Origin of the sequence: Anoxybacillus suryakundensis, assembly GCF_001418025.1 — a bacterium.
Classification (GTDB): Bacteria; Bacillota; Bacilli; order Bacillales; family Anoxybacillaceae; genus Anoxybacillus; species Anoxybacillus tengchongensis.
This window is the reverse complement of the sequence record NZ_LIOK01000003.1, coordinates 22052-37168: the sequence shown is the minus strand read 5'-3', so window position 1 is coordinate 37168 and position 15117 is coordinate 22052. Positions and strand designations below refer to the sequence as shown.

Genomic DNA, 15117 nt, shown 5'->3' with positions numbered 1-15117 from the left:
ATTATCCTCCCCCTACAAAATGAACGATTTCAATGCGATCACCGTCTGCAATGGCTGTATGTTCATAATCTTCTTTCGGAACGATATGCATATTGATTTCCACAATCGCAATCTTTTTATGAATATGAAAATGGTGCAACAATTGAGCGACTGTACGCACATGAGATGGCAAATGGATTGTCTCACCGTTAATGATGCAATGCATGATCCTCCTCCTTTCTTATGAGCGAAAACGGTGTCATATCAAATGGAACTTCTTTTCCTTCTAGCATATCGCTCACGCATCGGCCTGTGATGGCGCTCAATAAAATGCCGTTTCGATAATGTCCTGTCACAATAAATACGTTTGTATACTGCGGATGCTCCCCGATATAAGGCATGCCATCTTTCGTTTGTGGACGAATGCCCGCCCAAGCTTTCTCAAATGTGGCATGAGCGATGTCTGGAACGATTTGCATCGCACGCGTTAGTAAATGATGCACGCTACTTGCTTGCACCGTTTTCGTAAACGAGTCGGCCATTGCGCTAGCCCCAATGACGAGACGATTGTTTGCTTTCGGCACGATATAACAACCGTTTTTTGCAAATACAGTCGTCCGCAAAAGCGGCGTGTCCGTCGTGACACCGATGCACTCCCCTTTTACCGGATACATATGTAACGACAATTGCAATTTTTCTGCGAAAGCGGACGTCCATGCTCCGCAAGCGATGACTATATGTTCCGCATGTAGCGTGCCGCTCGTTGTTTTCACTCCCGTTACACGCTCACCGTCGAAAACAACGTCATACGCTTCCGTATACGGTAAAAAGGTTGCGCCTTTTGCCATCGCTGCACGCGCGAAAGCAACGGAAAGCTGTTTGGCATCGACTTGTTGATCGATCGTATACATCGCCCCATATTCACTTCGTACGTGCGGTTCGAGTTGGGCCACGTCATCGCGCGTTAGCCAGCGAACGTGTTGTGGTTGAATACGCCTCCAAAATTCATAATGTTCCGTTAATTGCCGGTGCTCTTCCGCCGTCGTCGCCATCTTTAACATGCCTGCTTCATTCCATCCGACAGCGATGTTTGTTAACTGTTGTAACTCAGCGATAACGTTTGGAAATGCCGCTTGACTTGCTAAAGCAAGCGGAATGAGGGGGTGATCTGTCGAAAACTCAGCGTGCGCACCGAGCATGCCAGCCGCTGCCGACGATGCTTCTTGTGCCAATTCTCCTCGTTCAATAACAACAACGTGTGCTCCTCTTTTTGCTAACTCAAAAGCAATGCTACTGCCAATAATGCCTCCGCCAACGATTAAAACGTCCATGTCTCTTCCCCCATTTGCTCTCGATATAACTGAACGGTCGATAACGGATGATCGGCATAATATACTGTCGACATAACTGCAATCCCCGTTGCCCCAGCCGTTAACACATGGCGAACGTGCATAGGCTTAATGCCCCCAATAGCAATAACCGGAATGTGTACACTGCATGCTAACTTCTGCAAAGAGGTAAGCCCGCGCGGTTTTATTCCTTCTTTACAGTTCGTCTCATATATATGACCGAAAATGACGTAATCGGCTCCTTCGTTTTCCGCTTGTTTCGCTTCTGCAAACGTATGAACAGATTGACCGACGCGCAAAAAAGGAAAACGTTCTTTAATTTGTTTTGCCGACAAACTATGATAGGCGAGCTGAACGCCGCCAACGCCATAAACGACAGCGACGTCCACCCGATCATTGATGACAATTTTTTGCGCTGGCACACTTGCTTCAAGCAATTTTTCCACGATGATGCCAATCTCTTTCGCCGCACGATGTTTTTCGCGAACATGAATGTAATCCACATACAAATGAACGAGAGACGAAATGTGAACAAATGTTTCTATCGACTGATTGCCTGTTGAGATGAGATGAAGTTCTTTCATCTTACCGCACATCCTTGATCGCGACGTATGGAAACGCATCTGCCATGTAATAGCCAACAGCGACAATGGCACACATGACGACAAATAAATACACATCATATTTTCCAAGCGTCAGTTCATAATAAAACGTTCTCGCTCGTTCATTTGTAAAGCCTTTCGCTTCCATCGCTACCGCAATGCGCTGAGCGCGGCGAATGCTTTGCGATAAAAGCGGGATCGCATATCGTTTCATCAGTTCAAGTTTGCCGCGAAATCCTTTCGCTTTTGCAGCTCGCCGCACTTTTAACGCTTGATGTACCGTTTGAAATTCTTCTAACATAATCGGCAATAAACGAATAGCTGCTAAAAAACTATACGCATATTTTGGTTTCAATTTCGCTTGTTGCATGAGTGAATAAAATAAAAGAACGGGCTTTGTCGTAAGCGCAAACATTAACCCGAAAATCGCAAACAAAAGGGTACGAAATCCGAGATGAATACCGCGATAAAAACTTTCTTCTGTAATATGAACAAGCCCCCAACGAAACCACGTCGTTTCTCCCTTTCCAAACAAAATCATTGACGACGACGTAGAAATGAAAATAAACAAAAACGGCATGAAGAATAAAAGCACATGCTTTATCCGATAACCGCTAAACAGCATAAATAACGCGGTAAACCCAATCGTCCAATTGATGAGCACGTTTGGATTGTGGACAAAAACAATCACAACGAACATCGGCAAAAATAACAATAATTTCGCTGTCGGATTCGCCTGATGCAACCACGTTTCTTTATATTCGATGTTCCATCTCATCCGATTCCACCTCGCACGAACATACGAAGAGCGACCGGTTCGTCGGCGACAAGCTTTCCGTTTTCCATGATCCATCTTCTCGTCGCAAATTCCGACACGATGCGCTCATCGTGCGTCACCATCACAATTGCCTTTCCTTGTTGTCGATACGCTTCAAGCCATTCGAGCAACGCAAACGTATTTTTCGCATCTTGCCCAAACGTCGGTTCATCAAGCAACAATAAGCGATGGCTATCCGTTACCGATGCAGCAACACTTAATCTTCGTTTTTGTCCCATCGACAATTGATACGGATGTAAATGCCGCTGCTCGTTCAAATGAAAGCGCTCAAGCAATCGCTCGACTTCCTCAGCTACTTCATGTTCCGAACGTTTTTCAAGACGGAAAGCATACGCTAGCTCATCATCAACACGATTTGTGACAAATTGAAATTCTGGATTTTGAAAAACAAAGGCAATGTGATCGTACAGCAACTCGTCATTTGTTAACGGCTGTTGTTGCCAGTATATATCGCCTTCTGTTCGAATGAGTTTCATCAAGCTTTGCAACAACGTACTTTTGCCTGCGCCGTTTTCACCTGTAACTGCAATCCATTCCCCCGCATAAATCGTTAACTGATCGATGGCTATTTTTTCTTCTTTTTGCCGATAGCCGCGAAGCGATTGTACATGTAACAGAACATCCGCCTGCACATAAGGTTGTTGCGCCGTTTTTGGCTTTTCATACGTTTCCCACACGTTCGGATACCAAACGCCTTGTTCAGCAATAAACGAACGATACGTTGAAAAAATTTCATTCGTTGAACCGTCAGCGATAATCTCACCATGTTCATTAAATAAAATGATGCGTTCAACAAAATCAAGAACATGATCAATTTTATGTTCGACGATCACAACCGTTCGGTCCTCCGCCACTTCTTTTAACGTTTCCCATACCGTTTTTGTGCCTTCTTCATCAAGAAGTGCTGTCGGTTCGTCTAAACATAGCACATCAGGTTCAAGCGCTAAAACCGATGCAATCGCCAATCGCTGTTTCATCCCACCTGATAACGTTTGAATCGGCACATGAACGTGTGGAAGGCGAAGGCGCACACGTTGAAGCATGTGCGCGATTTTTTCTTTCATCTTCGCACGAGGCACACCGAGATTTTCGAGCACAAACGCCATTTCTTCATCAACATACGGCATGCAAAACTGGGCATCGGGATCTTGAAATACATAACCTACACGATTTGGAATGTGAAGCGCTTTTGCTTTCATCGGCACATCGATCGAGCGCGGAATAATACCTGCCATCACTTGCAAAAGCGTGGACTTTCCGCACCCTGACGGACCTAAAAGCAACACTTTTTCTCCTTTTTTAATCGAAAGCGATACATCGGTAAATAACCGCTTTTCTGCCCCCGGAAATTTTAATCGCAATTGTTCGATATGAATCAATGACGTCACCTTCTATTTATCAAGCGAGTCGTAATCTTCTTTTGTCGTCGGGCGCAACAGTTGCGTCACACCTGTCGCTTCAAGTGCTTTCACAAGCGAATAAGCAAATACGCCGGCAATGATGATCGCTCCAACGAAACGCGCACCGATAAATAACGTTAAATTCCACCATGCTAATTGGTCAATATACCCTTTATAAAAATCAAGAACGAGAGAAGCGATCGTCGAACCAACCGCGGCAAGCGATACAACTGCCACATCAAAACGTTTATAACGGAAAGCAGCGAATACAAGCTCAGCAAGCAATCCTTGCACAAAACCGTAAAATAGCACTTCTAGTCCCCATTCGGAACCAGCTAAAAACTCCCCTGATGCAGCCGCGACTTCCGCAAGCAACGCCACCCCTGGCTTACGAATCAATAAATATGCGACAGTTGCGGCAATAAACCACATCCCATAAATAAGTTGATCGAGATGAAGCCCAAGCGGTTTTACTGCATAGTAAAGCGGTCCCCACACTTTATACACAATGCCAAACACAATAGCCACCACAACAGTCGTTAATACGTCTGTTAATTTAAGCCCTTTCGTTTGCATAAACATCCTCCTCTTCAATTGGCCAACGCTCTAATTTGTACGCCATGTCCCAAAATAAATATTCATACTGACTGCTGATCCAAAAGTGTTGCTTCATTCGCTCCAACTCTTTTTCACTTACCGTTTTCGCAATGTCATTTAAGCGAGCAATTTGTTGTTCGACAAGCTGTCTAAACCAATCAGAGCCGTACGCTTCAATCCATTTCGCATAAATCGGCTGCTTCGGCTTGCAATGTTTTAGCCTCTCACCAATTTCGTAATACAACCAATAGCACGGTAAAATAGTAGCTAATACATCGCCAAAGTGTCCCGCAAATGCTGATCGGTACATGTGCGATGTGTACGCATACGCGGTTGGTGCAGGAACAAACGACGCCTTTTCTTCTTCTGTAATACCGAGCTCTTTCATAAACGTTTCATGTAAACGAAGTTCAGCTTCATACGTATTTTGCGCATGATTTGCCATGCTTGCGGTCGTTTGTAAGTCATCCGCCATCGCCCCGCCGAGCGCTTGCACTTTCGCAAAGTGTGTCAAATAATATGAATCTTGTAATACATAATACCGGAAACAACGTAAATCAAGCGTTCCTTCTCCGAGCTCTTTCACAAACGGATGATGAAAGCTCGCTTCCCAAATCGGATCGACAGCTTTGCGCAACTGTTCTGAAAACAACATTTCCTCTCCCCCTTAAGAAAAATAAAAAACCACTTTCTTTTGCGCAAAGAAAGTGGTTGTAAACGATGGAAATTGACATATAGACACACTTCGCACCGTCTCCACTTCCCTACGCTGGTATGATCCAGATCAGGTTCTAAGGGTCTCAAAGGCACACTTTGATCTCAGCCTATCTAAAGGCCCCCCTAGTGGAATGCATTTGTATCATTCACTTTGTCACTAATATTAGCATATTTCATTGAATTGTCAAATATTTTTATCCATATTTGCGCACATCGTTTTCTTCCTGTATGCTAAAGTAGCGAATATATAGTCAGGAGTGGGATGTATGGCAAATGTATTTTTAAAGCGAAAAAGAAAAAAGCGACTCGAACTTGGACATCCGTGGGTGTTTCAAAGCGAAGTCGATTATATTGAAGGAGATTTTGAACCGGGTGATTTCGTCAACGTATATAACCACCAACGTCACTTTTTAGCGAAAGGATATATTAACCCAAAATCACAAATGATCGTGCGCGTGCTGACGCAAAATCCAAACGATGAATTAGATGCGCAATTTTTTATGAACCGCATTCGTCAAGCGTGGGCGTATCGCGAGCGCATGATTCCGGGCGTTCGTTCATGTCGCGCCGTTTATGGTGAAGCCGATTTTTTACCTGGGCTCATTGTCGATAAATACGAAGATGTGCTCGTTGTGCAAATTTTATCGCTTGGCATGGAAAAAAGAAAAGAATGGATTTTACAAGCACTTCTTGACGTTTTTCAACCGAAAGCGATTTATTTACGCAACGACGTCCACGTGCGCGAATTAGAAGGATTAAAACAAGAAAAAGGATTTTGGTACGGTACGTGCGATACGAACGTACAAATTGAAGAAAACGGCGTGAAATATATTGTCGACATTGAAAACGGGCAAAAAACAGGGTTTTTCTTCGATCAACGTCAAAATCGTGCCGCGATCAAGCCGCTCATTACAAGCGAATCGACCGTGCTCGATTGCTTTACACACACAGGCTCATTTATGTTAAACGCCTGTTTATACGGAGCAAAACATGTGACCGCTGTCGATATTTCTGAACATGCCATTGAAACGGCAAAGCGAAACGCCGAGTTAAACGGATTTACAAATGTGGATTTCGTCGTTGCAAACGCGTTTGACTATTTACGTGAATGTGTGCATGAGGGAAAAAAATGGGACGTTGTCATTATTGACCCACCAGCGTTTACAAAATCCGCCCATGCGGTGCCAAAAGCGCTTGCCGGCTATAAGGATATTAATTTAAACGGCTTAAAACTCGTCAAAGACGGCGGTTTTTTCGTAACGGCGAGTTGTTCATATCATGTGCATCCGGATATGTTTCAAGCGATGGTTGCGGAAGCAGCGTTTGATGCAAAGAAAATTTTACGTCAAATTCATTGGAGCGGTGCAGGGTATGACCATCCGAAACTGCTTGCTGCTGACGAAGGAGATTATTTGAAGTTTGCCATTTATGAAGTGCATTCACGTAAGTAACAGGTTGGCGCATGCCAACCTGTTTAAAAATAGACAAAATGATTGTGCACACATTGCACAAAAACAGGGTATACTAAAATTGAAACCGCTTTCTTTTTGAGGTGATGAAAATGGCATTAAAAACAATTTGTCCGAAATGTTTTGGGAAAAAGAAAATGAAAATCTGTTTATCACTTTACAAAACATGCTCACTATGCAATGGAACAGGAAAAATTCAACAATCGCCAACAAAACGAATTAGTTAAAAAACACTTCGCACCAATCATTGATGCGAAGTGTTTTTCATTTATGCCACCGCTTTTCTTCGTTTCGCTTTCGCTTGCACCCGCAAAATTTTCACGGATAAATAAATACCCGTCCCTGTTAAAATGATAATGGAAATGGCAGCTACATCGATGATGAGACGATTCCAAAGACCAAGTTTTCCAACGTGAATGGCACGCACAAATGAAGCAAAATAATTTACTTCTTTTTTGACAACTGTACCGTCTGGTGCAATCGTCACTAACGTCCCGTCTTTATCGTTTAACCGTACCATATACATCCCGTGATTCATCACGACGCCAACTTCATCCATTGAAAACGCGCCCGATTCACTCGCTTTTTTTACCGCATCGATCATATTTAACTGCGCATGTCCATGTCCATCACCATGCGCATGCTCATGATTTCCATGCGAATGCCCGCCCATGCCCATTAACCAACGCTCGGTCAACAACAATCCTGTCACCGCTTCCAAAAGTAAAAATACTGAACAAATGAGTCCAATCCATAAGTGCAAATTGCGCGTTTTTTTCATATGTACTCCTCCAACCAAATTCATATTTTACAAATGTAACTGTAAAACATGAATTTGGGAGAAGTTTGAAAAGTAAGTGAAAGAAATGTGAAAATCCCCTCTTCCATATCGGAAAAAGGGATTTTTTTATTATTTCATTACATATACACGAGCTTCGTACGGACGCAATGTAAAGCGCGTCGCATGTTTATGCGGTTTCACATCGTAGTTTGCTAAGACTAATTGCTCGCTATTTAATTTCAATGAATCGTAACGATACATCGTTTTACGGTCTGTTAAGTTCACGATGACAATCGCTGTTTCTTCGCCGAGTGTGCGCGTATATGCATAAATTGCTTTATGGTTTTCTAATATTAAATCATATGTTCCGTAAACAAATACTTCGTGTTGTTTTCTTAGTTGAATCATGCGCTTGTAAAAGTTTAGCACAGAGTTCGGGTCGTTCAACTGCTTTTTGACGTTAATTTGTTTATAATTTCCGTTCACACCAATCCACGGTGTTCCAGTCGTAAATCCGGCATTTTCTTCATCCGACCATTGCATCGGTGTGCGTGAATTATCGCGACCGTTTTTCCAAATCCATTGCATCACTTCTTCATGTGAACGACCTTTGGCGCGCTCAATGCGATAATAATTTTTAATAGCGACATCGTCATATTCATCAATCGTTTCAAATCGGACGTTCGTCATGCCGATTTCTTGTCCTTGGTAAATAAACGGTGTCCCTTGCATAAGAAAATATAATGCCCCTAACGCTTTGGCGCTTTCAACAAGATATTGTTCATCATTTCCCCATGTCGATACGGAACGCGGCTGGTCATGATTTTCAAGAAATAGCGCATTCCAGCCAACACCTTCCAATCCCTTCTGCCATTTTGTTAATACGCGTTTTAATTTACGAACATCGACACCGCCGTCTGTTCCTTTTTGCCAAAGTCCAAGATGCTCAAACTGAAAAATCATATTAAAAATGCCATTTTCTTCACCGACCCAATCTTCCGCTTCCTCCACAGTAACTCCGTTCGCTTCTCCAACCGTCATAATGTCATAACGCGCAAACGTTTGCGCTTTGAGTTCACGAAGATAGTCCATGATCCCTTCTTGATTCATATGTCCATCAAATGAAGGGACATAGTCAAGTCCTTTTGGATTTGGCAAATCCGGAAGACCTTCTTTTTTCTTAATGTGTGAAATCGCATCGACACGGAACCCATCAATGCCTTTATCGAGCCACCAGTTAATCATATCATATAAAGCGCGACGAACATCTTCATTTTCCCAATTCAAATCCGGTTGCTTCGTCGCAAACACGTGTAAATAATATTGGTCCGTCGTCTCGTCATATTCCCAAGCAGAACCGCCAAAAATGCTTTCCCAATTGTTTGGCTCTTTGCCGTTTTTCCCATCGCGCCAAATGTACCAATCGCGTTTAGGATTATCCTTTGATGAGCGCGATTCAATAAACCACGGATGCTCATCGCTCGTATGGTTAATAACAAGATCTAAAATGACTTTCATGTCGCGTTTATGAATTTCTTCAAGCAACTGATCGAAATCTTCCATCGTTCCAAACTGTTCCATAATGTCTTGATAATCGCTAATGTCATAGCCATTATCTGCATTTGGCGATTTATAAATCGGACAAATCCATATGACATCGATTCCAAGGTCTTTTAAATAGTCAAGCTTTTGGATAATCCCTTGTAAATCACCAATCCCGTCTCCATTTGAATCCATAAAGCTTCTTGGATATATTTGATATGCAATCGCTTCTTTCCACCAAGCTCTTCTCACGTAAAATCCTCCTCAATTGACTCAAAATAAATCGCTTTCAATGATTATTACTCTTTCATGTTAATATACAAATTGCTTTGTTTAAAGAGGAAGTTGCACTTTTTCATAAAAAATTTCGTTTTATATGTGCAAACGTTTCACTTTTTTATTATAAAAGCAAACGACCGCTTTGGCGATCGTTTACTTTTATACTTATTCCATTGGAGCCGTTTTATTCTGCGTACGAGAAATCGTAATGCGGCCGATGAACAGCGCAAAAACAAAACCGATGCCGACAAAGATTAACCCATATAAAAACACATCGCTTAACGCATCAACGAGTGTTTGTTTTAATACGGGTACAAACATTTGTTGCATTTGTTCGGGAATTTTTTTCAACGTATCCGGATTTAAAATGACCGAATATACGCTTTGCGGATTCGATTCAACGAGTTGTTTAAATGAATCCATCATCACATGCGCTTGTGCTGGTAATTTCTCTAACAGCGGAAGAAACTTCGCTTCTAATAAATCCTTCGAACGATGGTTCATAATCGCTCCTAACAACGTTGCCCCAAACGTTCCACCAATTTGACGGAAAAATTGACTCGATGATGTCACAATACCGAGCTGCGATTTTGGAAATACTTCTTGTAACGCTAGTGTAATGACCGGATTGACAAATCCTAGTCCAAAACCGAGCGTTGCCATAAATAACATCGCGGTCCACTTATTCGTATCGACGTTCATCGTTGACAATAAGAAAAAGCCGAGCGCCACAAGCACCATTCCGACAATGACTTGCGGACGAACGCCAATTTTTTGTACAAGTCGTCCGCCGATCATGCTTGCAATAATGAGCGCAAACATCATCGGAAACATCATCGTTCCTGATTCGGATGGGCTCATGCCGATAATGCCTTGCATAAAGAGTGGCACGAACATAATTGCTCCAAACATACCGACAGACATAAAAAAGCCGACACTATTAAGCACAACAAATGTTTTATTTTTTAATAAATGCATTGGCATAATTGGCTCTTCTGCTTTTCGTTCAACAAATACAAATAAGCTAAAAAAAACGACAGAGCTAGCTAATAAAGAAATGATTTGCCACGATAGCCAATCGTATTTATCGCCACCAAACGTTAAAGCAAGCAATAACGAAACAACCGCGACAACCATTGTAAACATGCCGGCTAAATCAAGCTTCACCCGCTCAGCGATGCGGTGGTTATGCAAACCGATCGAAATGAGCACAATCGCTAATACACCAACAGGAAGGTTAATGTAAAACACCCAGCGCCAATTTAACGAATCAACAATCCATCCGCCGACTTGCGGACCGAGAATAGACGCTAATCCAAATACGCCACCGAATACACCTTGCCATTTTGCCCGCTCTGCTCCTGTAAACAAATCACCGATGACAATCATCGCCATTGGCATCATAATGCCGCCACCAATACCTTGAATGGCGCGGAAAATAATAAGTTGAGTCATCGTATCCGCCATACCACATAACGCGGAACCAATAATAAAAATCGCTAATCCTGACACATAGATCGACTTTCGACCAAATAAATCAGCAAGTTTCCCGGCAATCGGGACAATCGTTGTCGATGTGAGCATGTATGCTGTCGTTAGCCATGCCATCATGCTTAATCCACCAAGCTCGCCAACAATGCGAGGCAACGCTGTGCCAACGATCGTGCCGTCAAGTGCCCCAAACAACATCGCCACAAGTAATCCGGTAATTAAAATACCTCGTTTTTGTTGTATATTTGCAATACTTGTTTGTATCGCTGCTTGTTCTTTCATAATATCTCACTTCTCCTCTTTTTCGTTTGCCGCAGCAATTTTTTCGATGATATGAACAAACTGTTCAAGTTCATCGAATTGTAATTGGCTCAAATAACGCTCAATAATTTTTCTTCGTTCCGCCCGTGCATGCTGAAGCATTTCTTTCCCCTTTTCAGACAATTGTACATACACGACGCGACGGTCTTCGTCATCTCGTTCACGTAGCACAAATCCGCTTTTATATAAGCGATCAATCATTGTCGTAATGGCGCTCGGTTTGACAAACATTTCGTCTGCCAATTCGCTCACTGTACATTTTCCACGCTTCGACAACAAGTTTAAAATAAAAAACTGCGGTTTCGTTAAGCCAATTTCCTCCTTAGCCAAGTCAGCTGCTAATTTGCGAAGGGCTAACGAAAACGCATGCTCTAATCGCTCAACAAGCGCGGTGAACGGCACTTGCTCCATACGCATCCCACCTTTTTAACAACATAAATATTTAACATAGTTAAATATACACAAAAGAAAATATAAAGTCAATGAAACATTCTTGACGTATCAAATGACGCGCTCGCTCATACATTGTCATAAGGAGGGAGCGCGATGAAACGAGATGAACAAAAAGCGTTAGAAAAAGCCATTTCCGAAATTACGGAAATTGCCGAAGGGTTTGGGCTTGATTTTTATGAAATGCGCTATGAAATTTGCCCAGCTGATATTATTTACACATTTGGAGCATACGGCATGCCGACACGTTTTTCACATTGGAGTTTTGGGAAACAATTTCATAAAATGAAACTTCATTATGATCTCGGATTAAGTAAAATTTACGAGCTTGTCATTAACTCCGATCCGTGCTACGCCTTTTTATTAAATACAAATACGCTTATTCAAAATAAATTAATTGTCGCACACGTCCTTGCTCATAGCGACTTTTTTAAAAATAACGTTCGCTTCAGCAACACAAAACGAGACATGGTCGAAAGCATGGCGGCAACAGCGGAACGAATTAAGCATTATGAGCACGAATACGGGAAACAAGAAGTCGAAAAGTTTTTAGACGCTGTATTAGCCATTCAAGAGCATATTGATCCTTCGCTTCTTCGTCCGAAGCTTTCATGGACGATTGCTGATACAGAAATATACGAAGAAGATGATGAAGTACCAAGACCGTCGCCATATGACGATTTATGGTCGCTTAATGAAAAGAAAAAAGCACCACAAACGCGAAAAAAACGAAGAAAATTTCCACCGCAACCCGAAAAAGATTTGCTATTGTTTATTGAAGAATATAGCCGTGAACTTGAAGAATGGCAGCGCGATATTTTAACAATGATGCGTGAAGAAATGCTTTATTTTTGGCCGCAGCTCGAAACGAAAATTATGAACGAAGGATGGGCAACGTACTGGCATCAACGTATTTTACGTGAGATGGATTTAACGAGCGATGAAGCGATTGAATTTGCCAAATTAAATGCCGGCGTTGTTCAACCTTCCCGAACTGGAATTAATCCGTATTACTTAGGATTGAAAATTTTTGAAGATATCGAAAAACGCTGGGATAATCCGACAGAAGAAATGAAAAAGCTCGGTGTCAAACCAGGTTCAGGACGTGCAAAAATATTTGAAGTACGCGAACTAGAATCTGACATCTCCTTTTTGCGTAACTATTTAACAAAAGAGCTCGTCATGCGCGAAGATATGTATTTGTTTCAAAAACAAGGAAAAGACTACAAAATTGTTGATAAACATTGGGAACATGTGCGCGATCAGCTTGTAAACATGCGCGTCAACGGAGGATTTCCATATATTACAGTCAATGACGGCGACTACATGCGCAACGGGGAGCTATATTTAAAACATTCGTACGAAGGCATTGAACTAGACGTCAAATATTTAGAAAAAGTGCTTCCTTACATTTATCAACTTTGGGGACGCGCCGTTCATATGGAAACAATCATCGAAAACAAGCCAACGCTATTCACATACGACGGACGAAACGTACAACGAAAATATATATGAGCTATTGATTAAACAATTAACAGGAAGTTTACATTTTATGTAAACTTCCTGTTCTTTTTCTCATTAATTGCATAAAGCTTGTGTCACAGCATTTATTTAATTAAAATCTTACCTGTGTTCTTAAAACGTTCTATAATGACAAATAGTCGAGAATAGCAATCTTGAATAGTTTTTTCATTTCTAATATTATTGTAAAGTCCTATACCAAAGTATGTATCTTTATGAAATCCTACCACATAGTCCCCTGATTTTATAGTGTGAGCGTCCTCATAACTTAATTGGTCATCAAGAAACGCCAAATAGACCTTTTCAGAATCAATAAAAACAAATGGAATAGGGGATTCCCAATAAATTTTAGCATACTGTGGCTCAGCTGCCTCTTTTAAGTGTTTTTTGGTGATAAATACACTATCCACCTTTGTAACAAATTTTTTTTGCAAAACGTCTTCCAGTGACATTTGAATGAAAGAAACATTATTTTCTCTAATATTAGGAATATCTCCAACAATCCCAATTTTTAGTTCTCGTCCTGAATAAACTGGCGAATGAAAATTTGCTCCCTCATTTGCTTTGTGGATCAAATACGAAACAAAGAACATTAATATAACTATTATGAATAGTTTTCTCATAATTGCCTCCTAGATGAATGATACCTGAATCCGTGACAAAACATCTTTACAATGGTCGCAAACCGTTGATACGATAAGGGAAAATGACGTGAATGACTTTTCATCAAGTAGGTGAATGCGATGAAAGGTTTCCCAATTCGGTTTGTGTTGACAGATGAAGCCATTACGCCAAGTGCGGGGCTTGCCCTCATTGGCTACTTGCTCCATCAAACGAAAAGTGAAACGCCGCCACATCAAGACGATCATTCAGACGGTGATCACGATGGCAGGACGACTCGTTCGCCGATCGCGGCGGCTATGGATGAAACTGATGCGAAGGATACTCCTACTGAATGTGTATCAAAAATAGAAAGAGGCAAGATAGCAAACATATATTCTTATACTCATATCCATCACTACCCCCTGTACTTTTTTTATCTCTTTTTTAGTTTGCATCTCCATAAAAGGGGATTTATCTCATTTTCAAACATGAAAGTGTTGCAGGGAATCATCAAAAAAGGGGATTTATCTCATTTTCAAACATGAAAGTGTTGCAGGGAATCATCAAAAAAGGGATGTATGGATCATATATCCATAAAACTAACACCAAAATCAAAGTGGATTTCCAACCATCACGGATTCAGGCTTTTATAAAATGGTTAACTTTATTATATAAACAAAGATAACGATACTAACAAACCTCACAACAAAAGATCGAATTGCAACTTCATCCCCTTTTCTTTTTTTGAATAAAAATTCAATAAGGAGAAAAAAAGCCAGAATGATTGAAAACGAGACTAAAAAAAGTATGTTTTCGTTCATTGAGGAACACCTCTCGATGTGTACGTAAATGCAATATTTCTTACTACAAATGAATACTTGGCAACTGTTTCTTCTTTGTCATCCATAACTAGTAATCGCCACTTCCCAAAACTGGATAAAGGCAGATTCTCTAGCGACTTGTAATTAATGTAGCATATTATAGTATCTTTTCTAGCAACGTTACCCATTTTAAAATCCAAACAAATGAGTTCTGAGCCCAAGTTATCGTAAATCTTAACAAATAACTTAGTAGACTCACATTTTATGTCCTCAACATCAATAAAGATATAAAATCCGCCGTCTAAATTATCGAAAATATTTTTTATTCGTACAGGGCTATACTCATCTGACATTTGC

14 protein-coding genes, 1 pseudogene and 1 riboswitch are annotated in these 15117 nt (G+C 41.3%); of the genes and pseudogenes, 3 read left to right on the top strand and 12 right to left on the bottom strand.

Annotated elements, in window-relative coordinates; all coding sequences use genetic code 11:
- Nucleotide 1 precedes the first annotated feature (1 nt).
- Genes thiS through tenA form a run of 7 tightly spaced genes read right to left on the bottom strand, consistent with a single transcriptional unit; the run spans nucleotide 2 to nucleotide 5420 of the window.
- Nucleotides 2–205 (bottom strand): sulfur carrier protein ThiS, encoded by a 204-nt coding sequence (gene thiS / locus ASC42_RS02610; protein ID WP_032100899.1) that lies wholly within the window; start codon nucleotides 203–205, stop codon nucleotides 2–4.
- Complete coding sequence (gene thiO / locus ASC42_RS02605) at nucleotides 189–1310, bottom strand: glycine oxidase ThiO (protein WP_055440431.1); 1122 nt, start codon at nucleotides 1308–1310, stop codon at nucleotides 189–191. The genes thiS and thiO overlap by 17 nt, the downstream gene beginning before the upstream one ends.
- On the bottom strand, nucleotides 1298–1912 hold the full coding sequence (tenI, locus tag ASC42_RS02600) for a thiazole tautomerase TenI (protein WP_055440430.1): 615 nt from the start codon (nucleotides 1910–1912) through the stop codon (nucleotides 1298–1300). The genes thiO and tenI overlap by 13 nt, the downstream gene beginning before the upstream one ends.
- A gap of 1 nt (nucleotide 1913) precedes the next feature.
- Nucleotides 1914–2708 (bottom strand): energy-coupling factor transporter transmembrane component T family protein, encoded by a 795-nt coding sequence (locus ASC42_RS02595; RefSeq protein ID WP_055440429.1) that lies wholly within the window; start codon nucleotides 2706–2708, stop codon nucleotides 1914–1916.
- Nucleotides 2705–4156, bottom strand: coding sequence for an ABC transporter ATP-binding protein (locus tag ASC42_RS02590; protein WP_055440428.1), 1452 nt, complete (start codon nucleotides 4154–4156; stop codon nucleotides 2705–2707). Before ASC42_RS02590 ends, ASC42_RS02595 begins: the two co-directional genes overlap by 4 nt.
- A 3-nt stretch (nucleotides 4157–4159) precedes the next feature.
- Nucleotides 4160–4750: an ECF transporter S component gene (locus ASC42_RS02585; protein WP_032100903.1), complete on the bottom strand. Its 591-nt coding sequence runs from the start codon at nucleotides 4748–4750 to the stop codon at nucleotides 4160–4162.
- Nucleotides 4725–5420 (bottom strand): thiaminase II, encoded by a 696-nt coding sequence (tenA, locus tag ASC42_RS02580; protein WP_055440427.1) that lies wholly within the window; start codon nucleotides 5418–5420, stop codon nucleotides 4725–4727. Before tenA ends, ASC42_RS02585 begins: the two co-directional genes overlap by 26 nt.
- Before the next feature lie 89 nt (nucleotides 5421–5509).
- A riboswitch (TPP riboswitch) is annotated at nucleotides 5510–5617 on the bottom strand.
- A 131-nt stretch (nucleotides 5618–5748) separates the two neighbouring features.
- On the opposite strand from tenA, the gene ASC42_RS02575 reads away from it, so the two are divergent.
- Nucleotides 5749–6933, top strand: coding sequence for a class I SAM-dependent rRNA methyltransferase (locus ASC42_RS02575; protein WP_055440426.1), 1185 nt, complete (start codon nucleotides 5749–5751; stop codon nucleotides 6931–6933).
- 286 nt (nucleotides 6934–7219) lie between these two features.
- Here ASC42_RS02575 and ASC42_RS02570 read toward each other — a convergent pair whose 3' ends face one another.
- The 4 genes from ASC42_RS02570 to ASC42_RS02555 all read right to left on the bottom strand — a co-directional run bounded on the left by ASC42_RS02570 (nucleotide 7220) and on the right by ASC42_RS02555 (nucleotide 11776).
- Nucleotides 7220–7732: a PepSY-associated TM helix domain-containing protein gene (locus ASC42_RS02570; RefSeq protein ID WP_055440425.1), complete on the bottom strand. Its 513-nt coding sequence runs from the start codon at nucleotides 7730–7732 to the stop codon at nucleotides 7220–7222.
- Nucleotides 7733–7861: 129 nt separating this feature from the next.
- Nucleotides 7862–9526 carry a glycoside hydrolase family 13 protein gene (locus ASC42_RS02565; RefSeq protein ID WP_055440424.1) on the bottom strand — a complete coding sequence of 555 codons (1665 nt, stop codon included), beginning with the start codon at nucleotides 9524–9526 and terminating at the stop codon, nucleotides 7862–7864.
- Nucleotides 9527–9718: 192 nt separating this feature from the next.
- Nucleotides 9719–11326 carry an MDR family MFS transporter gene (locus ASC42_RS02560; protein WP_055440423.1) on the bottom strand — a complete coding sequence of 536 codons (1608 nt, stop codon included), beginning with the start codon at nucleotides 11324–11326 and terminating at the stop codon, nucleotides 9719–9721.
- A 6-nt stretch (nucleotides 11327–11332) separates the two neighbouring features.
- Nucleotides 11333–11776, bottom strand: coding sequence for a MarR family winged helix-turn-helix transcriptional regulator (locus tag ASC42_RS02555; protein WP_055440422.1), 444 nt, complete (start codon nucleotides 11774–11776; stop codon nucleotides 11333–11335).
- Nucleotides 11777–11911: 135 nt separating this feature from the next.
- Between ASC42_RS02555 and ASC42_RS02550 the strand changes: the two genes are divergently transcribed.
- Complete coding sequence (locus ASC42_RS02550) at nucleotides 11912–13330, top strand: SpoVR family protein (RefSeq protein ID WP_055440421.1); 1419 nt, start codon at nucleotides 11912–11914, stop codon at nucleotides 13328–13330.
- 92 nt (nucleotides 13331–13422) lie between these two features.
- Here the strand turns inward: ASC42_RS02550 and ASC42_RS02545 are convergent, their stop codons facing one another.
- Nucleotides 13423–13959: a hypothetical protein gene (locus ASC42_RS02545; RefSeq protein WP_055440420.1), complete on the bottom strand. Its 537-nt coding sequence runs from the start codon at nucleotides 13957–13959 to the stop codon at nucleotides 13423–13425.
- A 205-nt stretch (nucleotides 13960–14164) separates the two neighbouring features.
- On the opposite strand from ASC42_RS02545, the pseudogene ASC42_RS14425 reads away from it, so the two are divergent.
- Nucleotides 14165–14308: pseudogene (locus ASC42_RS14425) on the top strand (IS1380 family transposase); the annotation flags it as partial.
- Between the last annotated feature and the right edge of the window lie 809 nt (nucleotides 14309–15117).